The 24,543-nt window shown below is 71.0% G+C and carries 27 protein-coding genes and 1 riboswitch; of the genes, 13 read left to right on the top strand and 14 right to left on the bottom strand.

Annotated features, from left to right (window positions below; genetic code table 11):
* Window positions 1–1,212, bottom strand: a complete 1,212-nt coding sequence (gene nagA, locus ACGFW6_RS32755) for an N-acetylglucosamine-6-phosphate deacetylase (protein WP_393518063.1) — start codon at window positions 1,210–1,212, stop codon at window positions 1–3.
* Window positions 1,212–2,156: an ROK family protein gene (locus tag ACGFW6_RS32750; RefSeq protein ID WP_393518060.1), complete on the bottom strand. Its 945-nt coding sequence runs from the start codon at window positions 2,154–2,156 to the stop codon at window positions 1,212–1,214. Before ACGFW6_RS32750 ends, nagA begins: the two co-directional genes overlap by 1 nt.
* Window positions 2,157–2,323: 167 nt before the next feature.
* Between ACGFW6_RS32750 and ACGFW6_RS32745 the strand changes: the two genes are divergently transcribed.
* The 3 genes from ACGFW6_RS32745 to otsB are packed head-to-tail and all read left to right on the top strand — an operon-like array spanning window position 2,324 to window position 4,784.
* Complete coding sequence (locus ACGFW6_RS32745) at window positions 2,324–3,571, top strand: extracellular solute-binding protein (RefSeq protein ID WP_393518057.1); 1,248 nt, start codon at window positions 2,324–2,326, stop codon at window positions 3,569–3,571.
* Window positions 3,572–3,607: 36 nt separating this feature from the next.
* On the top strand, window positions 3,608–3,859 hold the full coding sequence (locus tag ACGFW6_RS32740; protein WP_393518055.1) for a DUF3263 domain-containing protein: 252 nt from the start codon (window positions 3,608–3,610) through the stop codon (window positions 3,857–3,859).
* 40 nt (window positions 3,860–3,899) lie between these two features.
* A complete protein-coding gene (gene otsB, locus ACGFW6_RS32735; protein ID WP_393518053.1) occupies window positions 3,900–4,784 on the top strand; it encodes a trehalose-phosphatase in 885 nt (294 codons plus the stop codon).
* A 12-nt stretch (window positions 4,785–4,796) separates the two neighbouring features.
* On the opposite strand, the gene ACGFW6_RS32730 is transcribed toward otsB, so the two are convergent.
* The gene (locus ACGFW6_RS32730; protein ID WP_393518051.1) at window positions 4,797–6,290 is read right to left on the bottom strand and encodes a trehalose-6-phosphate synthase; all 1,494 of its coding nucleotides are present in this window, start codon (window positions 6,288–6,290) and stop codon (window positions 4,797–4,799) included.
* A 95-nt stretch (window positions 6,291–6,385) separates the two neighbouring features.
* Entirely contained in the window at window positions 6,386–7,330 is a 945-nt protein-coding gene (locus tag ACGFW6_RS32725) for a glucosyl-3-phosphoglycerate synthase (RefSeq protein ID WP_393518049.1), read from the bottom strand.
* Between the two features lie 158 nt (window positions 7,331–7,488).
* Window positions 7,489–7,643: riboswitch (SAM riboswitch) on the top strand.
* A gap of 18 nt (window positions 7,644–7,661) precedes the next feature.
* Between ACGFW6_RS32725 and thrC the strand changes: the two genes are divergently transcribed.
* The 7 genes from thrC (at window position 7,662) to ACGFW6_RS32690 (ending at window position 15,896) form a co-directional block, all read left to right on the top strand.
* Entirely contained in the window at window positions 7,662–8,948 is a 1,287-nt protein-coding gene (thrC, locus tag ACGFW6_RS32720; RefSeq protein ID WP_393518046.1) for a threonine synthase, read from the top strand.
* Window positions 8,949–9,033: 85 nt separating this feature from the next.
* Window positions 9,034–9,309, top strand: coding sequence for a MoaD/ThiS family protein (locus ACGFW6_RS32715; protein WP_067434998.1), 276 nt, complete (start codon window positions 9,034–9,036; stop codon window positions 9,307–9,309).
* A gap of 452 nt (window positions 9,310–9,761) precedes the next feature.
* Window positions 9,762–9,968 (top strand): cold-shock protein, encoded by a 207-nt coding sequence (locus tag ACGFW6_RS32710; protein WP_007493268.1) that lies wholly within the window; start codon window positions 9,762–9,764, stop codon window positions 9,966–9,968.
* Window positions 9,969–10,297: 329 nt separating this feature from the next.
* Window positions 10,298–11,920 carry a chaperonin GroEL gene (gene groL / locus ACGFW6_RS32705; protein WP_369271854.1) on the top strand — a complete coding sequence of 541 codons (1,623 nt, stop codon included), beginning with the start codon at window positions 10,298–10,300 and terminating at the stop codon, window positions 11,918–11,920.
* Window positions 11,921–12,266: 346 nt separating this feature from the next.
* A complete protein-coding gene (locus tag ACGFW6_RS32700) occupies window positions 12,267–13,394 on the top strand; it encodes an NADH:flavin oxidoreductase (RefSeq protein ID WP_393518043.1) in 1,128 nt (375 codons plus the stop codon).
* Between the two features lie 27 nt (window positions 13,395–13,421).
* A complete protein-coding gene (locus tag ACGFW6_RS32695; protein ID WP_393518041.1) occupies window positions 13,422–14,282 on the top strand; it encodes a metallophosphoesterase family protein in 861 nt (286 codons plus the stop codon).
* A 135-nt stretch (window positions 14,283–14,417) separates the two neighbouring features.
* A complete protein-coding gene (locus ACGFW6_RS32690) occupies window positions 14,418–15,896 on the top strand; it encodes an MFS transporter (protein ID WP_393518039.1) in 1,479 nt (492 codons plus the stop codon).
* A 4-nt stretch (window positions 15,897–15,900) separates the two neighbouring features.
* On the opposite strand, the gene ACGFW6_RS32685 is transcribed toward ACGFW6_RS32690, so the two are convergent.
* Genes ACGFW6_RS32685 through ACGFW6_RS32670 form a run of 4 tightly spaced genes read right to left on the bottom strand, consistent with a single transcriptional unit; the run spans window position 15,901 to window position 18,101 of the window.
* A complete protein-coding gene (locus tag ACGFW6_RS32685; RefSeq protein WP_393518036.1) occupies window positions 15,901–16,476 on the bottom strand; it encodes a hypothetical protein in 576 nt (191 codons plus the stop codon).
* Window positions 16,477–16,514: 38 nt separating this feature from the next.
* On the bottom strand, window positions 16,515–17,048 hold the full coding sequence (locus ACGFW6_RS32680; protein WP_393518033.1) for a DinB family protein: 534 nt from the start codon (window positions 17,046–17,048) through the stop codon (window positions 16,515–16,517).
* 26 nt (window positions 17,049–17,074) lie between these two features.
* Window positions 17,075–17,278, bottom strand: coding sequence for a DUF397 domain-containing protein (locus ACGFW6_RS32675; protein ID WP_393518031.1), 204 nt, complete (start codon window positions 17,276–17,278; stop codon window positions 17,075–17,077).
* A complete protein-coding gene (locus tag ACGFW6_RS32670; protein ID WP_393518029.1) occupies window positions 17,262–18,101 on the bottom strand; it encodes a Scr1 family TA system antitoxin-like transcriptional regulator in 840 nt (279 codons plus the stop codon). Before ACGFW6_RS32670 ends, ACGFW6_RS32675 begins: the two co-directional genes overlap by 17 nt.
* Before the next feature lie 116 nt (window positions 18,102–18,217).
* On the opposite strand from ACGFW6_RS32670, the gene ACGFW6_RS32665 reads away from it, so the two are divergent.
* A complete protein-coding gene (locus ACGFW6_RS32665) occupies window positions 18,218–18,478 on the top strand; it encodes a hypothetical protein (RefSeq protein ID WP_393518027.1) in 261 nt (86 codons plus the stop codon).
* Here the strand turns inward: ACGFW6_RS32665 and ACGFW6_RS32660 are convergent.
* The 3 genes from ACGFW6_RS32660 to ACGFW6_RS32650 form a co-directional block, all read right to left on the bottom strand.
* Window positions 18,475–19,320 carry an aldo/keto reductase gene (locus tag ACGFW6_RS32660; protein WP_393518025.1) on the bottom strand — a complete coding sequence of 282 codons (846 nt, stop codon included), beginning with the start codon at window positions 19,318–19,320 and terminating at the stop codon, window positions 18,475–18,477. The genes ACGFW6_RS32665 and ACGFW6_RS32660 overlap by 4 nt on opposite strands.
* Window positions 19,321–19,345: 25 nt before the next feature.
* Window positions 19,346–20,281, bottom strand: coding sequence for an N-acetylmuramic acid 6-phosphate etherase (gene murQ, locus ACGFW6_RS32655; protein ID WP_393518023.1), 936 nt, complete (start codon window positions 20,279–20,281; stop codon window positions 19,346–19,348).
* Between the two features lie 113 nt (window positions 20,282–20,394).
* A complete protein-coding gene (locus tag ACGFW6_RS32650; protein ID WP_393518020.1) occupies window positions 20,395–21,297 on the bottom strand; it encodes a MurR/RpiR family transcriptional regulator in 903 nt (300 codons plus the stop codon).
* A 55-nt stretch (window positions 21,298–21,352) separates the two neighbouring features.
* Here ACGFW6_RS32650 and ACGFW6_RS32645 point away from each other — a divergent pair, with 55 nt between their 5' ends.
* The gene (locus tag ACGFW6_RS32645; protein ID WP_393518017.1) at window positions 21,353–21,736 is read left to right on the top strand and encodes a hypothetical protein; all 384 of its coding nucleotides are present in this window, start codon (window positions 21,353–21,355) and stop codon (window positions 21,734–21,736) included.
* Entirely contained in the window at window positions 21,733–21,999 is a 267-nt protein-coding gene (locus tag ACGFW6_RS32640; RefSeq protein ID WP_393518015.1) for a DUF4031 domain-containing protein, read from the top strand. The genes ACGFW6_RS32645 and ACGFW6_RS32640 overlap by 4 nt, the downstream gene beginning before the upstream one ends.
* A gap of 38 nt (window positions 22,000–22,037) precedes the next feature.
* On the opposite strand, the gene ACGFW6_RS32635 is transcribed toward ACGFW6_RS32640, so the two are convergent.
* From ACGFW6_RS32635 to ACGFW6_RS32625, 3 genes are all read right to left on the bottom strand, one after another.
* Window positions 22,038–22,511 carry a carboxymuconolactone decarboxylase family protein gene (locus tag ACGFW6_RS32635; RefSeq protein WP_393518013.1) on the bottom strand — a complete coding sequence of 158 codons (474 nt, stop codon included), beginning with the start codon at window positions 22,509–22,511 and terminating at the stop codon, window positions 22,038–22,040.
* 98 nt (window positions 22,512–22,609) lie between these two features.
* Entirely contained in the window at window positions 22,610–23,731 is a 1,122-nt protein-coding gene (locus ACGFW6_RS32630) for a GNAT family N-acetyltransferase (RefSeq protein ID WP_393518011.1), read from the bottom strand.
* Window positions 23,732–23,758: 27 nt separating this feature from the next.
* Window positions 23,759–24,409, bottom strand: a complete 651-nt coding sequence (locus tag ACGFW6_RS32625) for a hypothetical protein (protein ID WP_393518009.1) — start codon at window positions 24,407–24,409, stop codon at window positions 23,759–23,761.
* Window positions 24,410–24,543: the final 134 nt, after the last annotated feature.

Raw genomic sequence — 24,543 nt, 5'->3', positions numbered from 1 at the left:
TCACCCCAGTTGGGGATCGATCACCCATTCACCCCGGCGCATCACGCCCTTGAGGTCGAAGTCGGAGTCCAGTACGACCAGGTCGGCGTCCTTGCCGGGCTCCAGGGAGCCGATGCGGTCGTAGCGGCCGAGCAGCCTGGCGGGGTTCGAGGACAGCGCCGCCACCGCGTGCTCCACCGGCAGCCCGTCGACCGTCACCGCCCGCTTGAAGGCGCGGTCCAGCGTGAGGGTCGAGCCCGCGATCGAGCCGCCCTCGACCAGACGGGCCACACCGTCCGCGACCTCGACCTCCAGCGGGCCGAGCATGTAGCGGCCGTCGCCGAAGCCGGCCGCGTCCATCGCGTCCGTGATGAACGCGACCCGGTCCGCGCCCGCGTGATGGAACGCCAGCTGCAGGGACGCCGGGTGCAGATGCGTGCCGTCGTTGATCAGCTCGACCGTGATGCGCTCGTCCTCCAGCAGGGCGGCGATCGGGCCCGGCTCGCGGTGGCCGAGCGGCGGCATCGCGTTGAAGAGATGCGTGGCGACCGTCGCGCCCGCATCGATCGCCTCGACCGTCTGCTCGTACGTCGCGTCCGTGTGGCCGATCGCCGCGATCACACCGTGCTCGGCGAGCAGCCGTACGGAGTCGATGCCGCCCGGCAGCTCGGTGGCGAGGGTGACCATCGCCGCGTGGCCGCGTGCGGCGTCGATCAGCTTGCGCACGTCCGCCGGGTCCGGATCGCGCAGCAGCTCCTCGGAGTGCGCGCCCTTGCGGCACGGGGAGATGAACGGCCCCTCGAAGTGGATGCCGGCGATGTCGCCCTGCTCGGCCAGCTCGGCCAGCAGACCCGCGCGCCGGGCGAGGAAGTCCATGTCGCCGGTGACGGTGGAGGCCACCAGGGTGGTGGTGCCGTGCAGACGGTGGGTGTGGATGCCCTTCAGTACCTCCTCGGGGGTGCCCGAGGTGAAGGAGGCGCCGCCGCCGCCGTGGTTGTGGATGTCCACGAACCCCGGCAGGAGCCAGTGGCCGGTGAGGTCGACGTGGTGGGCGTTCTCCGGTGCCGTGCCGGCGATGCGCGTGCCGTCGATGACCACTCGGCCCTCTGCGAGGGTTCCCGTCGGCATGACCACGTGGGCGCCGGACAGGATGAGGGGCGCCTCGTCGGGTGCGGGGTGCGGGCGGTCCGTGGTGTGTTGCGCAGTTCCCCGCGCCCCTGGGTCGGCTGCCATCAGGGAGTTACCTCCATACGGTCGGTTCGGTCGAGGAGATCCCAGGCCAGGAGGCCGGCACCCAGGCATCCGGCGGTGTCGCCCAGGGCCGCGGGGACGATGGACGGCAGTTTCTGGAAAGTGACCCGCTGCCGGACGGCGTCCCGCAGCGGTGTGAACAAGGTTTCCCCCGCCTCGGCGAGGCCGCCACCGATGATCAGGGTGCGGGGGTCCAGCAGGGTGAGAGCGGTGACCAGGCCGTCGGCGAGGGCGTCCACGGCCCCCTGCCAGACCCGTACGGCGTTCGGGTCCCCGGACGCGACGGCCTTGGCGCAGTCCGCGGCGTCCGCCTCCGGGTCTCCGCAGGCGGCGGCCCACGCCTCGCTCACCGCGGCCGCGGACGCGAACCGCTCCAGGCAGCCGCGCTGTCCGCACGGGCAGGGGGCACCGCCCGGCCGTACGACGATGTGGCCGATCTCGCCCGCGAAGCCGTGGGCGCCCGCCTCCACCCGGCCGTCGATGCCGATGGCGCCGGCGATCCCGGTGCCGAGCGGCACGAACAGGAAGCGGTCGGCGCCCCGGCCCGCGCCGATCCGGCCCTCGGCGAGACCGCCGGTGCGCACGTCGTGGCCGAGGGCGACGGGGACGCCGCCGAGCCGCTCGGACATGAGCCGGCGCAGGGGTACGTCCCGCCAGCCCAGGTTGGCCGCGTAGGCGGCGATGCCCTGTTCCTCGTCGACGATGCCGGGGACGGCGACGCCGACGGCCGCGGCGGGCTCGCCGAAACGCTCCTCGCCGCACGCGTGCAGCTCCGCGGCGAAGTCGAGGATGCCCTCGACGACCGCGTCCGGCCCGCGCTCGCGCCCGGTCGGGCGGCGGGCCTGGTGCAGCAACTCGCCGCTCGCCCCGGCCAGCGCGGCTTTCATCCCGGTTCCGCCCACATCGAGGGCGATGACGTGTCTCACGGAGGACAGTGTCTCTTGCATACCCGCGAGAGGTCTAGTCCACTTACGTGGTGTAGACCTTAGGGGGCAATATGTATGACGTTTCGAAATTTTCGAACTTGGGTGTGGGGCGGTACCGCGTGCAGCGGCGTAGGCGTATTCGTGATCGTGGTCGGAACTGGACGGGAGTGACCGCGGCCGCGTCCGCGCTGGGGCTCACCGCTGCCCTGGGCGGCTGCGGGCTGGCCGGGGACTCGGACGAGGTGACCCTGCGGCTGGTCGCCGCGGACTATGGGGACAGCGAGTCCAACGGCTCCCAGAAGTACTGGGACAAGCTCGTCACGGCCTACGAGGCCGAGCACCCCGGCGTGACGGTCGACGTCACCGTGTACTCCTGGAACGACGTCGACGCCAAGGTCAAGGAGATGGTCGACGCCGGGAAGGCGCCGGACATGGCTCAGATCGGCGCGTACGCCGACTACGCCGCCAAGGGCCTGCTCTACCGGGCCGACGACCTGCTCTCCATCCCCGTGCAGGCCGACTTCGTCGCCCAGTTCGCCGACGCGGGCCGGGTGCGGGACGTGCAGTACGGCATCCCGTTCGCCTCCTCCACGCGGCTGCTCTTCTACAACAAGACGCTCTTCGAGGAGGCCGGCGTCTCCGCGCCGACCACCTGGAAGGAGCTGGCCGCCGACGCCGAGGCCCTGAAGGCGGACGGCGTGAAGACCCCGTACGCGCTGCCGCTCGGTGCCGAGGAGGCGCAGGCCGAGACGATGCAGTGGCTGCTCAGCGGCGGGGGCGGCTACACCGACAGCGACCTGGGCACCTACAGCATCGACTCCGCCGAGAACATCGCCACCTTCGACTGGCTGAAGGACAACCTGGTCGGCAAGGGCCTCACCGGCCCGGTCGCCCCCGGTGAGCTCAACCGGGCCGACGCCTTCTCCGCCTTCGCGGCCGGTGACGTCGGCATGCTCAACGGCCACCCGTCCCTGATGCAGATGGCGAAGAAGAAGGGCGTGAAGTTCGGCATGGTGCCCATGCCCGGCCTGGAGGGCCCGAGCAAGGTCTCCATGGGCGTGGCGGACTGGATGATGGCCTTCAAGGAGAACGGCCACGCCGACCAGGTGGGCGAGTTCCTCGACTTCGTCTACGACAAGCAGAACGTCCTGGACTTCTCCCGCGAGTACGACCTGCTGCCGGTCACGAACTCCGCGTCCAGGGTGATGACGGCGGCCGATCAGGACGCCGACCTCAAGCCCTTCCTGGAGCAGCTCCCGCTCTCCGAGCTCTACCCGGTCGGCCGCACCTCCTGGGCCGAGGTCAGCGCCGACATCAAGAAGCGCATCGGCAGGACCGTCACCTCCGGCGGCAGCCCGTCGGCGGTCCTGGGCCAGCTCCAGTCGACGGCGACCCGGGCGGAGAGCGCCGAGTAGCGGCCGTTGTCGGTGGCGGGGGTTACGGTGCGAGCCATGGACCAGCACCAGGACCCGCCCGAGGCCGGCCTCGCCGAGCGCGAGAGGGCCATCCTCGCTCTGGAACGCCGGGGCTTTCCGGGCCCCGGCGTCAAGGAGCGCGCGATACGCGAGGAACTGGGCCTGGCCCCCGTCCGCTACTACCAGCTGCTGAACGCCCTGCTGGACGACCCGAGAGCCCTGGCCCACGACCCGGTGACGGTGAACCGGCTGCGGCGGGTGCGGGAGGCCCGGCGGACGGAGAGATGAGCGAGGGGTGGGCGACGCCCTCGCTGGATAGGGTCGCTGTATGGCCAGTGACAAGGAAAAGGATCTGACCGACGCCGACCCGGCCGCTCCCACGGCCGCCCTGCCGACCCCCGCGACCGCACCCGGTCGCGACGGGCTCGCCGTGCTCCTCGCCCGGCCCGCGCGGGCCCTGATCGCCCTGGACTTCGACGGGACGCTCGCGCCGATCGTGCCGGACCCGGAGCAGGCGCGGGCCCACCCCGACGCGCTGCCGGCGCTCGCGGCGCTCGCCCCGAAGGTCGCCGCCGTCGCGGTGATCACCGGCCGTCCGGCCGACGTCGCCGTGCGGTACGGCGGATTCGCCGGGGTTCCCGGTCTCGAGCACCTCGTGGTGCTCGGGCACTACGGCGCCGAGCGCTGGGACGCCGTCAGCGGTGAGGTCACCGCGCCCGACCCCCATCCCGGCGTCGCGGCCGTGCGCGCCGAACTGCCCGGCATCCTCGACGCGCACGGCGCCGGGGCCGGCACCTGGACCGAGGACAAGGGGCACGCCATCGCCGTGCACACCCGCCGCGCGGCCGATCCCCAGGGCACCTTCGAGGCGCTGCGCACCCCCCTCGCCGACCTCGCCGTGCGCAACGGTCTGATCGTCGAACCCGGCCGCATGGTCCTGGAACTGCGCCCGCCCGGCATGGACAAGGGCGTGGCGCTGAGCGAGTACGTCCGCGAACTGGGCGCCGAGTGCGTCCTGTACGCCGGCGACGACCTGGGCGACCTGCCCGCCTACGCCGCCGTCGGCGAACTCCGCTCCGAGGGCACCCCCGGCCTGCTGGTGTGCAGCGGCAGCGAGGAGGTCACCGAACTGTCGGAGCGGGCGGACGTCGTGGTGAACGGCCCGGAAGGCGTCGTGCGGCTGCTGCGAGCCATCGCCGACCGGGCCGGCTGACCGGCCGTCCGCTCAGGCGGACGGGCCGGACTGTTCCTCCAGTGCGTGCAACTGGTCCAGGAACCACTGGGCGGGCGGAAGCGCGGTCGCGGCGGCCGCCAGGCGCTTCGAGCGCTCCGCCCGCTCCTCGGGCCGTACGGTCAGCGCCTCGTGCAGCGCCCGCGCCGTGCCGATCACGTCGTACGGGTTGACGGTGATCGCGTCCTCGCCCAGCTCCTCGAAGGCCCCGGCCTCCCGCGACAGCACCAGCGCGCAGCCCTCGTCGGAGACGACCGGCACCTCCTTGGCGACGAGGTTCATACCGTCCCGGATGGGGTTGACCAGCGCCACGTCCGCCAGCCGGTAGGCGGCCAGCGAGCGCGCGAAGTCGTCCTTGACGTGCAGGACGACCGGGGTCCAACCCGGCGTCGCGTACTGCGCGTTGAGCTCGTCCGCCAGCCGCTGCACCTCGGCCGTGTAGTCGCGGTACACGGCCAGGTCCTGCCGCGAGGGGTAGGCGAAGGCCACGTGCACCACCCGCTCGCGCCACTCGGGACGGTCCTCCAGCAGCTGCCGGTAGGCGAGCAGACCGCGCACGATGTTCTTGGACAGCTCGGTCCGGTCGACCCGCACGATCGTCCTGCGGGCGGTGCCGTCCGGGGACGAGCCGATCTCCTCGCGGAGCGCGGCCATCCGCTCCGTCACGTCCGCCCGGTGCGCGCGCTCGCGCAGGAAGTCCGCGTCCGCGCCCAGACCGTGCACGCCGATCCGCGTGCCCCCGAGCCCGTCGGCGAACCGGGCGCAGCACGCCTCGAAGGCGTCCGCCCAGCGCCGGGTGAGGAACCCCAGCCGGTCGGCGCCCAGCATCCCGCGCAGCACCTGCTCGGCGATGTCGTCGGGCAGCATCCGGAAGTACTCCGGTGGCGCCCACGGCGTGTGCGAGAAGTGACCGATCCTGAGGTCGGGGCGCAGCTCACGGAGCATCCCCGGCACCAGCGTCAGGTGGTAGTCCTGCACCAGCACCGCCGCCCCCGGGGCCGCCCGCCCGGCCAGCGCCTCGGCGAAGGCGCGGTTGTACGCCTCGTAGGACGCCCACTGCCGCCGGAACTCCGCGTCGAAGACCGGCTCCAGCGGGGTCTGGTAGAGCATGTGGTGGACGAACCACAGGACCGAGTTCGCGATGCCGTTGTACGCGTCCGCGTGCACGTCCGCCGGGATGTCCAGCATCAGCACGCCGTCCTCTCCCGCCCGCCGCCCGCCACCACCCCTCTGCGGAGGGGCCTCCGGCCCCGCACCTACGATTCCGCGCCGCACCGCCTCGCGGTCGCCGTCGGACAGCGCCGAGCACACCCACAGGGCGCCCGCGTCCGGCCCGATCGCCGACAGCCCGGAGACGACTCCGCCGCCGCCGCGCTTGGAGTTCAGCGAGCCGTCGTCGCCCACCTCGTACGAGACCGGGCCGCGGTTCGACGCGACCAGGACCGTGGCGGCACCGTGCGCACCCGGCGCATCCTGCGTGGAAGCCATAAGCCTCAACCTAGCCCTCCCCGGAAACGCTCAAACGTACGGTTCCGCTCAGTGGGGGGCTCCCGTACGCCCTGTATACGGCCGGTTTCCGGCGTTTACGCGACCTTCCGCGTCGCGTACTCGGCGATCTCCACCATCGGCGGCCGTTCCTCGGTGTCCACGGAGTACGTACGCGGCTCGAAACCGTCCTCCCCACGCTCGAACTGGGTCAGGGACGGCCGCACCAGATGCCCGCGGGCCAGCCGCAGCTGCGCGGTGCGGTAGATCGCGGCGGACATCCGGCCGAGTGCCTGCCCGTCCTGGTGCCGGTGCTTGCGCACCCCCACGTCCACCTGGGCCAGCGCGTCGAGCCCCACCAGGTGCAGCGCGTCGACCAGCATGCCCAGCTCGACGCCGTACCCGACGGGGAAGGGGAGCTGTTCCAGCAGGCTGCGGCGGGCGGCGTACTCACCGCCGAGCGGCTGCACGAAGCCGGCCAGTTGGGGCCAGTGCATGTTCAGCAGCGGGCGGGCCATCAGCTCGGTGACCCGGCCGCCCTGCCCGGCCGCACCGGCGAGCGGGCGGTCGTACATCGCCTTGACCAGGTCCACGCCGGGGTCGGTGAGCAGCGGGCCGACGATGCCGGCGACGAAGTCGGAGGAGAACTCCTTCAGGTCGGCGTCGATGAAGCAGACGATGTCGCCGGAGGTCACGAGCAGGGAGCGCCACAGGACCTCGCCCTTGCCGGGCACGGCCGGCAGGCGCGGCAGGATCGCGTCCCGGTGCACCACCCGGGCGCCCGCCGCGGCGGCGACCTGGGCGGTGCGGTCGGTGGAGCCGGAGTCGACGACGACGATCTCGTCGACCAGCGGAACCTGATGCACGAGGTCGTGGGCGATGACCGCGACGATGTCGCCGACGGTCTCCTCCTCGTTGAGCGCGGGCAGGACGACGGACACCGACTGGCCCGTGCGCTGCTTGGCGGCCAGGATGTGATGCAGCGGGCGATCGGCTACGGACCAGGAGCGGCTGCTCAGCCAGCGCTCCACTTCTTCCAGCACGGTCGGCGGCTCCTCACTGTCGGGACGTTTGTGATCCATCTCGCGGTTCGGACGGCTATCTCAACTGTCCTGGCGTTCGGTTACAGTCTTGAACAACGCGGATGACCATCGCATGTCCGGGGTCAACCGTCGTCCACAACTGCACAACAACCGCATACCGCTCATCCAGAGGGGCAGAGGGATACGGCCCGATGAAGCCCCGGCAACCCTCCAGCCGGTCTCGTAGATCAGTGTTGATCGTTCCGCGAGGCTCCCGGCTAGGGAAGGTGCCAAATCCGTCTCACGGCGAGATGCGTCGTGAGGAAGATGAGGAGAAAGGGCCTCGCCTCACATGGCTGCGCAGACTGTTGCAAGCACCACCGAATCCACCGTAGACCTCGGCCCCGCCGCGGCGCTCTCCTGCCGTGAGTGCGGCCATCGGGTACCGCTCGGTCCGGTCTTCGCGTGCGAGGAGTGTTTCGGCCCGCTGGAGATCGCCTACGACTTCTCGGCCTACGACGCCGAGGAGCTCCGCAAGCGGATCGAAGCGGGCCCCGCGAACATCTGGCGTTACGCGCCGCTCCTTCCCGTCCCGGCCGACGTCGCCGACAAGCCGAACCTGAACCCCGGCTGGACCAAGCTCGTCAAGGCCGACCACCTCGCCGGCGAGCTCGGCGTCGACGCCGGCAAGCTGTTCGTGAAGGACGACTCCGGCAACCCGACGCACTCCTTCAAGGACCGCGTCGTCGCCCAGGCGCTGGAGGCCGCCCGTGCCTTCGGCTTCACCACGCTCTCCTGCTCCTCCACCGGCAACCTGGCCGGCGCCGTGGGCGCCGCGGCCGCCCGCGCCGGCTTCCGCTCGTGCGTGTTCATCCCGCACGACCTGGAGCAGGGCAAGGTCGTCATGGCCGCGATCTACGGCGGCGAGCTCGTCGGCATCGAGGGCAACTACGACGACGTGAACCGTTTCTGCTCCGAGCTGATCGGCGACCCGGCCGGTGAGGGCTGGGGCTTCGTCAACGTCAACCTGCGGCCGTACTACGCCGAGGGCTCCAAGACCCTGGCGTACGAGATCTGCGAGCAGCTCGGCTGGCAGCTCCCGGACCAGCTGGTCGTCCCGATCGCGTCCGGCTCGCAGCTCACCAAGATCGACAAGGGACTCCAGGAGCTGATCAAGCTCGGGCTCGTCGAGGACAAGCCGTACAAGATCTTCGGGGCGCAGGCCGAGGGCTGCTCGCCGGTGTCGACCGCGTTCAAGGCCGGCCACGACGTGGTCCGCCCGCAGAAGCCGAACACCATCGCCAAGTCGCTGGCCATCGGCAACCCGGCCGACGGGCCGTACGTCCTCGACATCGCGCGCCGCACCGGCGGGTTCGTGGAGGATGTGACGGACGAGCAGGTCGTCGAGGCCATCAAGATCCTCGCCCGGACCGAGGGCATCTTCGCCGAGACCGCCGGCGGTGTGACCGTGGGCGTGACGAAGAAGCTGATCGAGAACGGCGTCCTCGACCCCACGAAGACCACCGTCGTGCTGAACACCGGCGACGGCCTCAAGACGCTGGACGCGGTGGCCGGTACGGGGCTCACTGCGACAATTCGTCCCAACCTGGACTCGTTCCGCGAGGCCGGCCTCGCATAGTCGTTTTTCGTCCGCGGGTCGGTGGGGGCTGGTCGCGCAGTTCCCCGCGCCCCTGGGCCCGTTACACCTGACCGGAGGTTTCATCGTGAGCGTCAACGTCCGCATCCCCACCATCCTGCGCACCTACACGGGTGGCCAGGCCGAAGTCGCCGCCGAAGGTGCGACCCTCGCCGAGGTCATCTCCGACCTGGAGAAGAACCACACCGGGATCGCCGCCCGGGTGCTCGACGACCAGGGCAAGCTGCGCCGGTTCGTCAATGTGTACGTCAACGACGACGACGTGCGTTTTGAGCAGGGCCTCGAGACGGCGACCCCGGACGGTGCGGGCGTTTCCATCATCCCGGCCGTCGCCGGCGGCTGATCGAGGCTGACAGAATGACCGATCATTACCATCGGTAACCCAGGTTACTGAGAGTTCATTGAATTGCCCCCTCCGTGAGAGAAGCGGAGGGGGCAATTCTGTGTGGTTGAGCGAGGTACAGTTGGGGAACGTGCCGCCGATCTCCGAGTCGGTTGCCCTTGATTTCTGCCGCAGGCCCGACAAGAAGTAGCCAAAGTGTGCGGGTTTTTTGCGGCTTCTGTTCCTTTTGCCGGGTCCGACTTGACCTGAAGTCAGCGGAATTGTCCCCACATTCCCGACCGGTCGTGCCCGGATTTCTCGTCCGATTGACCTGTTGCAGACGGCAGTTGGGCAGATACATTCAGCCGCGGTCGACGCGTTCCGGCGCACGCCCCCGACCGATGGGGGGTGAGGTCTGACCCGGATCCGCGAAGTGTGGATCTGTGCAAGGGCCAGTAATAGGGGAGTTAGGCATGGCTCAGGGCACCGTCAAGTGGTTCAACGCGGAGAAGGGGTACGGCTTCATCGCGGTCGACGGTGGTGCGGATGTTTTCGTCCACTACAGCGCGATCCAGATGGACGGGTACCGCACCCTGGAAGAGGGCCAGCGGGTCGATTTCGAGATCTCGCAGGGTCAGAAGGGGCCGCAGGCGGACATGGTCCGTCTGGCGACCGGCTGAAGCACGCGTCGACTAACAGCAGCGACGTACTTCTTCGAAGGGCTCGCACCTCCCGGGGTGCGGGCCCTTCGTCGTGTTCAGGGTCCGTTCGTGGCCTGTTCGCCCGGGGCGGACACCGCGCGCTCGCTTCGCGAGCGCGCCTTGCACTCTCCTGGGTCGAGTGCTAATCATTGCGTTAGCACTCTGAAGGTGAGAGTGACAAAGAAGGACCGGGTCGGTGAGGCCCGCAGGCCAGGTGGGGCAAGGAACCACGAGGCAGGCGAGCCGTCCGTCGCGGGCGCGGGCGCGGTCCGAAGGAATCACCCCCAGTCCTGGAGGGACCACTTCACATGGCCAAGATCATCGCGTTCGACGAGGAGGCGCGGCGCGGCCTCGAGCGCGGCATGAACCAGCTCGCGGACGCCGTGAAGGTGACGCTCGGCCCCAAGGGCCGCAACGTCGTCCTCGAGAAGAAGTGGGGCGCCCCCACGATCACCAACGATGGTGTCTCCATCGCCAAGGAGATCGAGCTCGAGGACCCGTACGAGAAGATCGGCGCCGAGCTGGTCAAGGAAGTCGCCAAGAAGACGGACGACGTCGCCGGTGACGGTACGACCACCGCGACCGTTCTCGCCCAGGCCCTGGTCAAGGAGGGCCTGCGCAACGTAGCCGCCGGCGCCAACCCGATGGCCCTCAAGCGCGGCATCGAGCGTGCCGTCGAGGCCGTCTCCGCCGCCCTGCTGGAGCAGGCGAAGGACGTCGAGACCAAGGAGCAGATCGCCTCCACGGCCTCCATCTCCGCCGCCGACACCCAGATCGGCGAGCTCATCGCCGAGGCGATGGACAAGGTCGGCAAGGAAGGCGTCATCACCGTCGAGGAGTCCCAGACCTTCGGTCTGGAGCTGGAGCTCACCGAGGGTATGCGCTTCGACAAGGGCTACATCTCGGCGTACTTCGCCACCGACATGGAGCGGATGGAGGCGTCGCTCGACGACCCGTACATCCTCATCGCCAACTCCAAGATCGGCTCCGTCAAGGACCTGCTCCCGCTCCTGGAGAAGGTCATGCAGTCGGGCAAGCCGCTGCTGATCATCGCCGAGGACGTCGAGGGCGAGGCCCTGTCGACCCTGGTCGTCAACAAGATCCGCGGCACCTTCAAGTCCGTCGCCGTCAAGGCCCCGGGCTTCGGTGACCGCCGCAAGGCGATGCTGAACGACATCGCCATCCTCACCGGTGGCGAGGTCATCTCCGAGGAGGTCGGTCTCAAGCTCGAGAACACCTCCCTGGACCTCCTGGGCAAGGCCCGCAAGGTCGTCATCACCAAGGACGAGACCACCATCGTCGACGGTGCCGGCTCCTCGGAGCAGGTCGCGGGCCGGGTCAACCAGATCCGCGCCGAGATCGAGAACAGCGACTCGGACTACGACCGCGAGAAGCTCCAGGAGCGCCTGGCGAAGCTCGCCGGTGGCGTCGCCGTCATCAAGGCCGGTGCCGCGACCGAGGTCGAGCTCAAGGAGCGCAAGCACCGCATCGAGGACGCCGTGCGCAACGCCAAGGCGGCCGTCGAGGAGGGCATCGTCGCCGGTGGTGGCGTGGCTCTGCTCCAGGCTTCCCAGGTGTTCGAGAAGCTGGAGCTCGAAGGTGACGAGGCGACCGGCGCCAACGCCGTGAAGCTCGCGCTGGAGGCCCCGCTGAAGCAGATCGCCGTCAACGGTGGTCTCGAGGGTGGCGTCGTCGTCGAGAAGGTGCGCAACCTCACGGTCGGCCACGGCCTCAACGCCGCGACCGGCGAGTACGTCGACATGATCGCCGAGGGCATCATCGACCCGGCGAAGGTGACGCGTTCCGCGCTGCAGAACGCCGCGTCGATCGCTGCGCTGTTCCTCACCACCGAGGCCGTCATCGCCGACAAGCCGGAGAAGGCCGCCGCGCCCGCCGGTGGCGGCATGCCGGGCGGTGACATGGACTTCTGATCGGCCTCGGGGGCCTCGGCCTCCGGTTGATCAACGTCCTTCCCGAGGGCGGTACCTCCTGTTGCGACATGCGCGACAGGGGGTGCCGCCCTCGGTGCGTTGGTGGGTGCGGGTGGGTGGGGGCTGGTCGCGCAGTTCCCCGCGCCCCTTGGCGGCGTCCGGCGGACGTACCTCCAGCGGCGCGGGGAACTGCGCGAGCAACCACGAATCACCCGCAGTCGCCCTCGACACACACCGTCTCCTCGGGAATGCGCAGCCTCACATCCCCCGTTGCTTAATGTGGTGCAACAATGCGTGTGCACATACTGACCGGTATAAGCAGATCCCTCTCCCCAGGAGCCCCCACGTGACCGTCACCCAGCCCGCCGCCTCCCGCGCGGCGCAGATTCTGGCCCGGCCGACCGCGATCAACGGCCTCACCGTCCCGAACCGCATCGTGATGGCGCCGATGACCCGGATGTTCTCGCCGGGTGGTGTGCCCGGAGCGGACGTGGAGTCGTACTACTCGCGGCGGGCCGCCGCCGGTGTCGGTCTGATCGTCACCGAGGGGACCTACGTAGGGCACGAGTCCGCCGGTCAGAGCGACCGGGTGCCGCGGTTCCACGGCGAGGAGCAGCTCGCCGGCTGGGCGAAGGTCGCCGACGCGGTGCACGCGGCGGGCGGGACCATCGTGCCGCAGCTGTGGCACATCGGCATGGTGCGTGAGCAGGGTCAGCCCCCGTACGCCGACGCCCCGGCCGTCGGCCCCTCCGGCCTGCGTATCGGTGCCGCCGAGGCCACCGGCAGGGAGATGACCCGGCGCGACCTGGACGACGTGATCGGCGCCTTCGCCGAGGCCGCCGCGGACGCCGAGCGCATCGGCTTCGACGGTGTGGAGATCCACGGCGCCCACGGCTACCTCGTCGACCAGTTCCTGTGGGAGGGCACCAACCGCCGCACGGACGCCTACGGCGGCGACCCGGTCGCCCGTGCCCGGTTCGGCGCGGAGATCGTGGCCGCCGTGCGCGAGCGCGTCTCCGCGGACTTCCCCGTCATCTTCCGCTACTCGCAGTGGAAGCAGGAGGCCTACGACGCCCGCCTCGCCGAGACCCCCGAGGAGCTGGAGGCCATCCTGACCCCGCTCGCCGCGGCCGGCGTCGACGCCTTCCACGCCTCCACCCGCCGCTACTGGATCCCGGAGTTCGACGGCTCCGACCTCAACCTCGCCGGCTGGACGAAGAAGCTCACCGGCAAGCCCGCCATCACCGTCGGCTCGGTCGGCCTGGACGGCGAGTTCCTGGGCGCGTTCGCGGGCCGGGGCTCGGGGCTCAAGGGCATCGACGACCTGCTGGACCGGCTGGAGTCCGAGGAGTTCGACTTCGTCGCCGTCGGCCGCGCGCTCCTGCAGGACCCCGAGTGGGCGGCGAAGGTCCTCGACGGCCGCTTCGGCGACCTGGCGCCGTACGACGCCGCCTCGCTGAAGACCCTGAGCTGAGCCCGACGCGCGGCTACCGTCGGAGAGATGAGGATCCTTCATCTCTCCGACACCCATATCGAGAGGGCCGACGCGCCCGACAAGTACGGCGTCAACGCCACCGACTCGCTACGGCTGATGCTCGCCGAGCTGAGGCATCTGCGGGGCGTCGACGCGATCGTCGTCACGGGGGACATCGCGGACGACGGCGCCGTGGAGGCGTACACGGCGGTACGGGAGCTGGTGGGCGAGTTCGCTCGGACGCTCGCCGCGCCGGTCTTCTACACGACCGGCAACCACGACGAACGCGTGGCCTTCGGCAAGGTGCTGGGCAGCGGCCATGCGCAGCCGGAGCTGGTCCTGGACTCCGAGGCCGGTGAGCGGGCGGCCGTGAGCACGGTCGGGGGCGTGCGGCTCGTGACGCTGGACTCGCTGGTGCCCGGGAAGGTGCACGGCCGCTTGAGCGCGGAGCAACTGGGCTGGCTGGAAAGCGTGTTGCGCACTCCGGCCGAGCGGGGCACCGTCCTCGCCCTGCACCACCCGCCGATCGCCCTCGACATCTCGGCGACCCAGCCGGTCTTCGGCCTGCGCGACCCCGGCGACCTCGCGGAGGTGATCAGGGGCAGCGACGTACGCCTCGTCCTGGCCGGGCACTACCACCTCCAGCTCTTCGGCTTCCTGGCCGCCGTGCCGGTCTGGGTCACCCCCGGCGTCGTCAGCCGCGTCGACCTGACGACGGCACCCGGCACGGAGCGCGTCGTGCGCGGGGCGTCGGCCTCGCTGGTGGAGCTGGGCGGCGCGGCCGGGCCGCTGTTCCACACCTTCCACGCCCGCGATCCCCGCGCCCACGAGACGGTGTACGAGCTGGACGAGGGGCAGGTGCGGGCGCTGGTGGAACGGGAGGGCTGATCCGGGTACGTCCCGGGCCTCAGGGGCGTGACCTGCGTCGCTTGAGTAAGTCAATCAACTGACTTAAGGTTGCCCAGGTCAATCAGAAAGGCCGGTCAGTCACCTTTCTGCTCGCACGCCCACGGAGGCCCCGCCATGTCCCACGCCCCTGCTCCTCCCGCCGAGGCGGAGGGCGGCGCCCCGCCGAGGTCGAACGCCGTGGTGGCGGTCCTGGCCTTCGCCGGAATCGTCGTCTCGCTGATGCAGACGCTGGTCATCCCGATCGTCCCGGAGCTGCCGAAGCTGCTGGACGCCCCGGCCTCGGACACCGCCTGGGCGGTCACGGCGACGCTGCTCGCCGCCGCCGTCGCCACGCCCGTGATGGGCCGGCTCGGCGACATGTACGGCAAGCGGCGGATGCTGCTGGTCAGCGTCGTCCTGCTGATCGCCGGCTCCGTCGTCTGCGGCCTGAGCGACGCCCTGGTCCCGATGATCGTCGGACGGGTCCTCCAGGGTCTGGCCTCCGGTGTGATCCCGCTCGGCATCAGCATCATGCGCGACGAGCTCCCCGCCGAGCGCCTCGGCTCCGCCACCGCCCTGATGAGCGCGTCCCTCGGCATCGGCGGCGCGCTCGGTCTGCCCGCCGCCGCGCTCATCGCGGACAACTTCGACTGGCACGTGCTGTTCTGGACGTCGGCCGGCCTGGGTGTCGTGGCACTGGCGTGCGTGCTGCTGTTCGTGCCCGAGTCGAAGGTGCGCACCGGCGGCCGGTTCGACCTCGTCGGCGGCATCGGCATGGCCGTCGGGCTCGTGTGTCTGCTGCTCGGCATCTCCAAGGGTGCCGACTGGGGCTGGACCAGCGGCACGACGCTCGGTCTGTTCGTGGCGGCGGTGCTGATCCTGCTCGCCTGGGGCTGGTGGGAGCTGCGCACCGAGCAGCCGCTGGTCGACCTCCGTACGACGGCCCGCCGGCAGGTGCTGGTCACCAACCTGGCCTCGATCGCGGTGGGCTTCGCGATGTTCGCGATGAGCCTCGTCCTGCCGCAGCTCCTCCAGCTCCCCGCGCAGACCGGTTACGGCCTCGGCAGGTCGATGCTGGTCGCGGGCCTGTGCCTGGCGCCGTCCGGCCTGGTCATGATGGCCACGGCCCCGGTGTCGGCGGCCATCTCCCGGGCCAAGGGCCCGAAGGTCACGCTGATGATCGGTGTCCTGATCGTGGCCGTGGGCTACAGCCTCAACATCGTCCTGATGTCCCAGGTCTGGCACTTCATCCTGGTCGCCTGCGTCATCGGCGCGGGCATCGGCTTCGCCTACGGCTCCATGCCCGCCCTCATCATGAGCGCGGTGCCCGCGTCGGAGACGGCGGCCGCGAACAGCCTCAACACGCTGATGCGTTCCCTCGGTACGTCCACCGCGAGCGCCGTCGCGGGCGTGATCCTCGCCCAGATGACGACGGACCTCGGCGGCTACGCCCTTCCGTCCGAGAACGCCTTCAAGGTGGTCCTCGCGGTGGGTGCCGGGGCGGCACTGCTGGCCTTCGTGATCGCGTCGTTCATCCCGCGGCAGGGGTCGGCCGCCCCCGGGGCACCCGTGGCGCAGCCGGCGTCGGAGCCGGCGCGAGCGGCGGCGAAGTAAGCGGCTAGAGATTGCCCAGCGGCTCGATGTCGACCTTCACCGGAGTGCCCCACACCCGCAGCACCTCGTAGTCGGTGAACTCGTGCACCAGCCGGTAGGCCATCGCGGGACGCGGGCCGCGACGCTGGGCGGCGATGTACAGCTCGGCCTCCCGGCGGTCGCGGCGCGGCGTCCCGCACAGCTGCCACTCCTGCCCGTTCCACAGCTCCGGCAGCCAGCGCTGCTGGGGCTGTGGACGGTCACCGCGGACGCCGTAGCGGGACGGCACCGGATGCTCGGGGGCCTGCGGGACCGCCGGGCCCGAGCCGCCGTACTCGGAGCGGCGGGCCGCCCTGCGCCGGGTCTCGCACAACAGGCACAGGTCCGGGGCCGCGGCGTCCACCGGGCCGCCCGGGTGCTCCGGACACCGGGTCGTCCGGACGGCCGTCGAGACACTCTCGTCCAGCAGGTCGATGGCGCGGCGCAGATCCGCCTTGACCTCGTGCAGCCGGGCGTCCGGCGTGTCGGCGGTGAGGGCCTCGCCGTGCTCGCCGAGGAGGCGGAGGGCTCGGCCCAGTGCCGTCAGTTGGGCGTGGTTCATGCCACCCAGTGTGCAGTCCCACGCCCGTACGCCGTACGTCAGCCCATGCTCTTCGCGCCGTCCAGGGACTCCCGGATGATGTCGGCGTGCCCGGCGTGCTGCGCCGTCTCGGCGATGATGTGCAGCAGCACCCTGCGGGCCGACCAGCGGGCGCCGGGCTCGAACCACGGAGCCTCCGGCAGCGGGTGGGAGACATTGAGGTCGGGCAGGTCCGCGACCAGCTTGTCGGTCTGCGCGGCCACTTCCTCGTACGCGGCCAGGACGCCCTCCAGCGTTTCGCCGGGCAGCATCCGGAAGTCGTCCGCCCGCTTGGCGAAGTCGGCCTCGGTCATGCTCTTGAAGTCAGGCATGGCCGACGTGCCCCGCTCGATGAATTCCGCCCAGCGCCGCTCGGTCGACGTGACGTGCTTGATCAGGCCACCGAGACACAGCTCACTGGCCGTGGTCCGCTGCCCCGCCTGCTCGTCGGTGAGGTCCCGGGTGGTGAACCGCAGGAAGTGCCGGTGCTTGGCCAGCGTCTCCAGGAGGTCGGAGCGCTCGTCGGTGACGGTGTTGTTCGAGGTCTCGTTCATGAGCCCTACGGTAGGAACCGTTTAGGTCAGATCCTGACCGCATTGACGAACGCCGCCCAGACGGACGCGGGAAATATGAGCTTCGGGCCGTGAGGGTTCTTGGAGTCGCGGACGGGGACGAGGGTGGGGAAGTCGCGGGTGACTTCGAGGCAGTTGTCGCCCCCGCCGCCGCTGTGGCTCGACTTGTGCCAGGTGGCGGCGCTCAGGTCGTGGTCAGGGATGCTCGTCATGGGAGTAATCCTGCGCCAGCACCTCGATCAAGGCCAGGGACTTCTCGGGCGAGAGCGCTGAGGCCGCGAGGAGTTCGTAGGTGAACTTCATGTGGGCGACGGTGGCGGGGTCGTCCTCCAGCCTTCCGGTGCCGACTCCTTCGGAGTAGGCCAGCGGAGGGGCGTCCTCGAACTCCATCAGCTTCAGGGATCCCTTCATCGCGGCGTGTGCACCTGCGCTGAACGGCAGCACCTGGACGATGACCCGGTTCCGGCGAGTCAGGCCCGCGATGTGGCGCAGGGCCCCTGCCATGACGGAACGGCCGCCGGTCAGCCGGCGCAACGCCGCCTCGTCGAGGACGGCCCACAACAAGGGCTTTGTTGGGTGATCGAGCAACCGGGTCCGCGCCATCCGGCCCTCCACCCAGTTGTCGATGGTCTCCTCCGGGGCGATTGGGTCGTACGCCCGGTTCACGGCCCGTGCGTATGCGGGCGTCTGAAGCAGCCCGGGAATCAGCAGGGGTGCGTACTCCCGGATGGCCGTCGCTTCAGCTTCGGCCTCCGCGGCCTCCGCGAAGTGCTCCGGGTACTTCGACTTGGACGCCGCCCTGAAGTTCCGCTGGAAGAAATCCCCCGTACCCAGCGCCTCATCCAACAACCGGGCCTGTTCTGGCTGGATCCGCCGCGTGCCCGCCTCCAGTTGGCCGACGAACGAGCCGCTGGCGAACAGCAGTTGGCCCAGCTTCTCCTGGCTGAGGCCCGCCTTCTCGCGGGCGTGCCGCAGTTCCGCGCCCAGCAGTGCGCGCGGCGATGACGATGGATCCAGGTCCTTGGATCCCGGCATGGCACCTCCCGGTCGGACAGCAGGGATTGTTGGGACGCCCCCTCTGGCCAGGTTAGGTGCGCGATCGACACGCTGTGTCGTGAATCAGCAACTCTGCGTGGAGAGGTGGATGAGGCGTGCGGTCGACCGAAGAAGTCGTGGCGTTGCTGCGGGAGGCCCTCGGGGGTGTGGGAGTCGTGTTGCCGTCCCTGTGCGTGGACCCGGTGACCGGCGCCGGTAAGGAGCCGTTCGCTCTGGTCCAGCTGGGGCGCTGCAATGTGCGGACCGCCGAGCGGCTGGTGGCGGTGTTGCGTGGGGAACAGGAGGAGCCGGCGGCCAAGGACGAGCTGCTGGAGCGGGTCCGCGCGGTCAACAGGGAGAGCCGAATGCCGCGTTAGGCGTCGGCCGCCAGACCGTTGAGGCGGTCGTACTGGTCCGGCGTGAGGGGGAGGGCGGCGGCGGCCACGTTCTCCTCCAGGTGCGCGACGCTCGACGTCCCCGGGATCGGGAGGATCACCGGGGAGTGGGCGAGGAGCCAGGCGAGGGCGACCTGGGTCGGCGTGGCGTCGAGTTCCTTGGCGACGGCGGCGATCTGCGACGACTGCGTCCCCGAGGCGCCGGCGGCCGCCGGGCGCCACGGCAGGAAGGCGATGCCCGCCTCCTCGCACACCGCGAGGACGGGCTCGTGCTCGCGGTCGAGGAGGTTGTAGCGGTTCTGGACGCTCGCGATGTCCACGACGGCGCGCGCCGCGGCGAGTTCGTCGACGGTGACCTCGGAGAGGCCGATCCGGGCGACCTTGCCCTCGTCGCGCAGGTCGGCGAGGGCGCCCAGCTGGTCGGGCAGAGGGACGCCCGGGTCGAGGCGGTGGAGCTGCAGCAGCTCGATCCGGTCCAGGCGGAGGCGGCGCAGCGCCTCGTCGACCTGGGCGCGCAGGTCGGCAGGCGCGCCCGCGTGCCGCCAGCCCTCACCGGAGTCGGTCCGGCGGATCCCGACCTTCGTGGCGATGGCGAGGTCGTCGGGGTAGGGATGGAGGGCCTCGGCGAGGAGGTCCTCGTTGACGCCCCAGCCGTACATGTGCGCCGTGTCGATCAGTGTGACGCCCAGTGCGACGGCTCGCCGGGCGACCGCGAGGCACGCGGCGCGGTCCTCGGCGGAACGGGGCCGCAGATGCATCGCCCCGAACCCGAGCCGCCGTACTTCGAGATCGCCGCCGATGCGGTACGTCGTCGGTGCCGTCATGCGGCCACGCTAACAGGGGAGTTGGTCATTCCCCGGCGGATTTCAGCGCCGCTCGCAGGTGGCCGTCGGCGTCGGTCAGGAGGCGGGTCGCGGTGGGGCCGTCCGTCTCGGCGAGGAGGATCAGGATGGCCGTCTTCACCTCGCCGCCCGCCTCCGTCAGGGCGCGTTCGATGGCGGTGTCGTCCGCGCCGGTGGCGAGGGCGACGATGCGGCGGGAGCGGGCGCGGAGCTTGTCGTTGGAGGCGCGGACGTCGACCATGAGGTTCCCGTAGGTCTTGCCGAGCCGGATCATCGTGATCGTCGACAGCATGTTGAGGACCAGCTTCTGGGCGGTGCCCGCCTTCAGCCGGGTCGAGCCGGTCAGCAGCTCCGGGCCCACGACGATCTCGATGCCGTGCTCGGCTGCCGCGGCCAGGGCGCTGCCCGGGTTGCAGGACAGGCCGATGGTCAACGCGCCCCGGCGGCGGGCGTGTTCGACGGCGCCGATCGCGTACGGGGTGCGGCCGGAGGCCGAGACGCCGACCACCGTGTCGTCGGGCGTGAGGGCCAGGGCGTCGAGGTCGGTGCGGGCCAGGTCCTCGGAGTCCTCGGCGCCCTCGACCGAGGTGACCATCGCCTCCGGGCCGCCCGCGATGAGGCCGACGACCTGGGTGGGGTCGGTGTTGAAGGTGGGCGGGCACTCGGAGGCGTCGAGGACACCGAGGCGGCCGGCGGTGCCGGCACCGGCGTAGACGAGCCGTCCGCCCCGTGCCATCCGCTGCGCGACGGCGTCGATGGCGGCGGAGATCTCGGGGAGGCGCGAGGCCACTGCGGCCGGGACGGAGGCGTCCTCGCCGTTCATGAGCCGGGCGATGTCGAGGGTGGGGAGCTGATCGATCTCGGCGAGCTCGGGCCGGAACGCCTCGGTGGTCAGGGTGTCCAACTCGGCGCGGAGATTGCGGGGGGTGGATGCAGCGGTCATGAGCAAACGGCTCTTTCTGATGTGCGGTGTCCTGTCCGACCTTCAGGGGCGCGGGGAACTGCGCGACCAGCCACGACGGCCCCGCAGGCGACCCACAACCGACAGACCGGGGTCTATCTGCGATGCCGATGTGCCAGCGCCTCGTACGACGCGGCCAGCGCCGGCGCCGCCGTGTCGTACGTCCGCTGGGCCACCCCCACGAACAGGCAGTCCACCACCAGCAACTGGCTGGTCCGCGACGACATCGCCGCCGGTCGCAACTCGCTCTCCCGAGCCGTGGACGTCGTAAGGATGTGATCGGCGTACTGGGTCACGGCCCCGTCCGGACGGCCCGTGATCGCGACGGTGGTCGCCCCGTGCTCGAAGGCGACCCGCAGCGGCTCGATGACGTCACCGGTGGACCCGGAGTGGGTGATGGCGATGGCGACGTCCCCCGCGCGCAGTTGCACCGCGTTCGTCACGGCGAGATGCGGATCGCTGTGCGCGTGGGCTATCAGTCCTATCCGCAGCAGCTTCTGCGCCAGATCCTGCGCGACGAGCCCCGACGCCCCCACCCCGTACACGTCGATGCGGCGGGCCGCGGCGGCCGCCGACACCGCCGCGCCGAGCTGCACCGTGTCGAGGCCGGCCGCGGTGTCGGCGAGGGTCTGCTGCTCGTCGTAGGCGAGCTTGGCGACGACGTCCGCGATGGGGTCGTCCACCGCGATGTCGGTCGTGATGGCCGGGGCCCGGCCCGACTGCTGCTGCGCGGCGAGGCCGGCCAGGGCCAGGCGCAGGTCGCGGTAGCCGGGGTAGCCGAGGAGGCGGGCGGTGCGTACGACGGTGGCCTCGCTGGTGCCGGTGAGTTCGGCGAGGCCGGTGACCGTGAGGGCCGCGCAGCCCGCCGGGTCCTTCGCGACCGCCTCGGCCACGCGCTGCATGGAGCGGGTCATCGACGGGGCGAGCGTGCGCACCTTGGCCGCGAGGGCGGCGGGCGCCGGAGCCCGGTCGAAAGTTTCCTTCAGTTCATTGGGCACACTTGAAAGGTATTTTCAGATCCGGGGCTTGGTCAAGAGTGCGCACAATAGGAGCATGGAACCCGTCACTCCGCTGGAACAGGCGCTGCACACCGCCCGCGCCCTCGTGCTCGCCGACCTGGTCGCGGGCGAGGTCGCCGAGGCGGACGTCGTGTCCCTCGTCGAGGAGGCGGTCGTCCAGCGGCGCTGGTGGGTGGAGCAGTGGCCGGACGGCGTGGAGTTCGTGGCGGGGCTGGTCGCCCAGGACGTGCAGGACGCGCTGCTGGACCGGTACGGCCGCTGGCCGTTGTGCCCGGTGTGCGACGGCGACCCGCACGCGCTGGAGATCGAGCCGGAGCTGGGGCCCGATCCGCACTGGGTGTGCCACCAGGCGGGCGTGAAGGTCGCGGCGGTGGGCTCGCTGGGGCCGGCCACCACGGGTGGGACACCGTCCTCGTGATCTACATCGACCCGCCCACGTGGCCGGGGCACGGCCGGATGTGGTCCCACCTCGTCAGCGACGTCTCGTACGACGAACTGCACACGTTCGCCGAGGGGTTGGGCGTACCGCGGCGGGCGTTCGAGCGGGATCACTACGACATCCCCTCGCACCGGTACGCCGACGCGGTGCGCGCCGGCGCGGTGGAGGTCAGCAGCCGGGAGGTGGTGCGGTTGCTGCACGGGTCCGGGCTGCGCAGGCCGAAGGGGCGGGACTGGGGCTGACGCCCCCTCGGCCGGGGCCCGCTAGGCGAACTGGCCCGCTAGGCGAACTGGCCGGGCTGGTAGGAACCGGCCGGCTGCCGGACGATGACGTTCATCCGGTTGAAGGCGTTGATCAGCGCGATCAGGGACACCAGCGCGCCGAGCTGCTCCTCGTCGTAGTGCTTGGCGGCGTTCTCCCAGACGTCGTCCGGTACCCCGCCGGCCGCGTCGGCGATCCGGGTGCCCGCCTCCGTCAGCTCCAGCGCGGCGCGCTCGGCCTCGGTGAAGACGGTGGCCTCCCGCCAGGCGGCGACCATGTTGAGGCGGACGGTGTCCTCGCCGGCGGCGACGGCGTCCTTGAAGTGCATGTCGGTGCAGAAACCGCAGCCGTTGATCTGGCTGGCGCGCAGGGTCACCATGTTCGCCGTCGCGACGGGCAGCGACGCATCATGGAGCACCTTGCCCGCGGAGGCGATGTGCTTCACGAACTTGGCGACGGTCGGGATCTCAAGGGCGTTCAGACGGGCGCTCATGGCGAACTCCTCAGGCGTTGCTGGTAGCCGTTGTGGTGGGTTACACAGCTATGACGGAGGGGTCCGGCCCGATGTGACGAGCAGGGATGTGACCTGGGTCACTGACCCTTCGGTGTCGCGCTCCGACGGACGTAGAGCCTGAGATCGCGGTCCATGTCCCGCTCCTCGTACGCCGTGCGCTCCTCCTCGAAGGTCGCCCGGGTGTAGCCGGCGCGGGTGGCGACGCCCCGCGAGGGGACGTTGTCCTCGTGGATGGCCGCGACGAGCGCGAGCGCCTCGTCGCCCGAGAGCGCGTGGTCGGAGAGGGCGCGCAGGGCCTCGGTCGCGTAGCCCTGACCGCGGGCGGCCTCGGTGAGGTCGTAGCCCACCTCGGCGTGGCCGTCCTCGTCCGGTACGCCGTGGAAGCCCATGCCGCCGACCGCGCGGCCGTCCGCACGCCGTACGAGAACGAACAGGCCCCACTCGGGCCGGTGCACTCCCTCCCCGTACGCCTTGACCACCATGCCGGCGGCGTCCCGGGTGCCCTGGAAGGGGCCGCCGTCGACCCACTCGAAGCCGCCGTCGCCGCCGGTGTGCAGATCGGTGGCGGCGGCGGGCGTCACGCCCTGGAGGGTGAGCCGGTCGGCTTCGATGACGAGGTTGTTGCGCCAGCGCCACTCGGTGACGGGCGGGCGGCCCGGCAGCTCGCCGCGGCCGGTGGCCCACAGGAGCGTGCGCCAGTGGTCGGGGCCCGGGCGGACGTGCGGGAAGATCGTCGTGAGGACGAACTCGGGGAGTTCGGCGGGCGGTTCGTACGCGAGCCCCAGGCCCTCGGCGATGTCGTTCGTGTGCAGCAGCACTTCGGCGATCCCCATCGCGGCGTAGCCCTCGCGGTTCGCGCTGCGGAACGGGTACGGGTGGCAGGCGCGGACCTCGCGCGGCGTGGTGCGGACGGTGACGGAGAACAGGGCACCGCCCATCTCCACGACCTGGATCAGGCCCTCGTTGTCCGTGCCCTCGTCGAGGGTGATCTCGAAGGGGACGTACGCGTCCTGGGCGCGGGCCGCCAACTGGCCCGCGTAGCCGACGAGATCCTCGGCGATGTGGAACGCCGTCCTGTGGCAGCTCCACTCCAGCCGGCCGGCCGGCACGGCCTCCCAGTCCCGGTCCGCCGCCGCGCGCAGCAGTTGCACGCAGCTCGCCACGGCCTCGGTCACGCGTTCCCCGCCCCTGTGTCGCATGTGCGGCAGGCTACGGGCCCGGGTCGGTCAGGGCGACAGCATTTCCAGCTCGCCGGTGAGGTTGTAGCGGGCGGTGGCCTCCCACTCCTTCCTGCCGTGCGGCGTGCGGAACAGGCTCGGCAGGGCGAGGAGTTGGCGCAGGATCGCGGCACGGCCCTCGCGAAAGGCGTCGTTGGGGACGAAGTGGTACTCCTCGCGGACGGCGGCGGTGTACGCGGCGTACCCGGAGGGCGGTGCGGCGAGGATCGCGAGGTCCGCGTCGCACAGGACCTCGCCGTCGCGGTCGTCCGGTGCCGGGTCGTGGGTGACGGTCAGACGCACGAGCCGGGCGACCTCCGCGGTGCGGTCCGCGGGGACGCCGGCCTCCGACAGCGCGCGTTCGGCGAGCCGGGCGGAGCGTTCCTCGTTCTCCGAGCGGTCGGGGAGGTAGACGGCGTCGTGGAACCACGCGGCGAGTCGTACGACGTCCGGGTCGTCGGCGTGGGGCGCCAACTCGTCGACGCGGTCCAGGACCGCGGCGAGGTGGGTGAGGGTGTGGTAGCGGCGCTGCGGTTCCTGCCAGCGGGTGAGGAGGTTGTCGGCGTAGGGGGTGGGGTCGGGGGTGGTGAGGGGGGAGCGGGCCGCGTCGAGGGTGCGGGCGAAGCGGGTGCGGAGGGTGTCCGTGTCGAGGTCGGGCATGGGGTCATTGTGGTGGGTCGGGGGTGGCGCGGGCCGGTTTTCGTCTGCGGGTGGGTGGGGGCTGGTCGCGCAGTTCCCCGCGCCCCTGAGGGGGTGCGGGCGGGGGGTCGTGGGGGGGTGGGGGGGGGTTGGTT

Source organism: Streptomyces sp. Y7, from assembly GCF_043195415.1.
GTDB lineage: Bacteria > Actinomycetota > Actinomycetes > Streptomycetales > Streptomycetaceae > Streptomyces.
This window is presented reverse-complemented; position numbering and strand designations above follow the sequence as displayed.

What these genes read in the sequence shown, in the direction of transcription:
- ACGFW6_RS32710 (WP_007493268.1), top strand. Translation starts at nt 9,762, where the DNA reads ATGGCTCAGGGCACCGTCAAGTGGTTCAACGCGGAGAAGGGGTACGGC.
- ACGFW6_RS32740 (WP_393518055.1), top strand. Translation starts at nt 3,608, where the DNA reads ATGGACCAGCACCAGGACCCGCCCGAGGCCGGCCTCGCCGAGCGCGAG.
- ACGFW6_RS32635 (WP_393518013.1), bottom strand. Translation starts at nt 22,511, where the DNA reads ATGAGCGCCCGTCTGAACGCCCTTGAGATCCCGACCGTCGCCAAGTTC.
- ACGFW6_RS32670 (WP_393518029.1), bottom strand. Translation starts at nt 18,101, where the DNA reads ATGCCGGGATCCAAGGACCTGGATCCATCGTCATCGCCGCGCGCACTG.
- ACGFW6_RS32630 (WP_393518011.1), bottom strand. Translation starts at nt 23,731, where the DNA reads ATGCGACACAGGGGCGGGGAACGCGTGACCGAGGCCGTGGCGAGCTGC.
- ACGFW6_RS32685 (WP_393518036.1), bottom strand. Translation starts at nt 16,476, where the DNA reads ATGAACCACGCCCAACTGACGGCACTGGGCCGAGCCCTCCGCCTCCTC.
- ACGFW6_RS32625 (WP_393518009.1), bottom strand. Translation starts at nt 24,409, where the DNA reads ATGCCCGACCTCGACACGGACACCCTCCGCACCCGCTTCGCCCGCACC.
- ACGFW6_RS32680 (WP_393518033.1), bottom strand. Translation starts at nt 17,048, where the DNA reads ATGAACGAGACCTCGAACAACACCGTCACCGACGAGCGCTCCGACCTC.
- murQ (WP_393518023.1), bottom strand. Translation starts at nt 20,281, where the DNA reads ATGACCGCTGCATCCACCCCCCGCAATCTCCGCGCCGAGTTGGACACC.
- ACGFW6_RS32675 (WP_393518031.1), bottom strand. Translation starts at nt 17,278, where the DNA reads ATGACGAGCATCCCTGACCACGACCTGAGCGCCGCCACCTGGCACAAG.
- ACGFW6_RS32695 (WP_393518041.1), top strand. Translation starts at nt 13,422, where the DNA reads ATGAGGATCCTTCATCTCTCCGACACCCATATCGAGAGGGCCGACGCG.
- ACGFW6_RS32730 (WP_393518051.1), bottom strand. Translation starts at nt 6,290, where the DNA reads ATGGCTTCCACGCAGGATGCGCCGGGTGCGCACGGTGCCGCCACGGTC.
- ACGFW6_RS32660 (WP_393518025.1), bottom strand. Translation starts at nt 19,320, where the DNA reads ATGACGGCACCGACGACGTACCGCATCGGCGGCGATCTCGAAGTACGG.
- otsB (WP_393518053.1), top strand. Translation starts at nt 3,900, where the DNA reads ATGGCCAGTGACAAGGAAAAGGATCTGACCGACGCCGACCCGGCCGCT.
- ACGFW6_RS32690 (WP_393518039.1), top strand. Translation starts at nt 14,418, where the DNA reads ATGTCCCACGCCCCTGCTCCTCCCGCCGAGGCGGAGGGCGGCGCCCCG.
- ACGFW6_RS32645 (WP_393518017.1), top strand. Translation starts at nt 21,353, where the DNA reads ATGGAACCCGTCACTCCGCTGGAACAGGCGCTGCACACCGCCCGCGCC.
- nagA (WP_393518063.1), bottom strand. Translation starts at nt 1,212, where the DNA reads ATGGCAGCCGACCCAGGGGCGCGGGGAACTGCGCAACACACCACGGAC.
- groL (WP_369271854.1), top strand. Translation starts at nt 10,298, where the DNA reads ATGGCCAAGATCATCGCGTTCGACGAGGAGGCGCGGCGCGGCCTCGAG.
- thrC (WP_393518046.1), top strand. Translation starts at nt 7,662, where the DNA reads ATGGCTGCGCAGACTGTTGCAAGCACCACCGAATCCACCGTAGACCTC.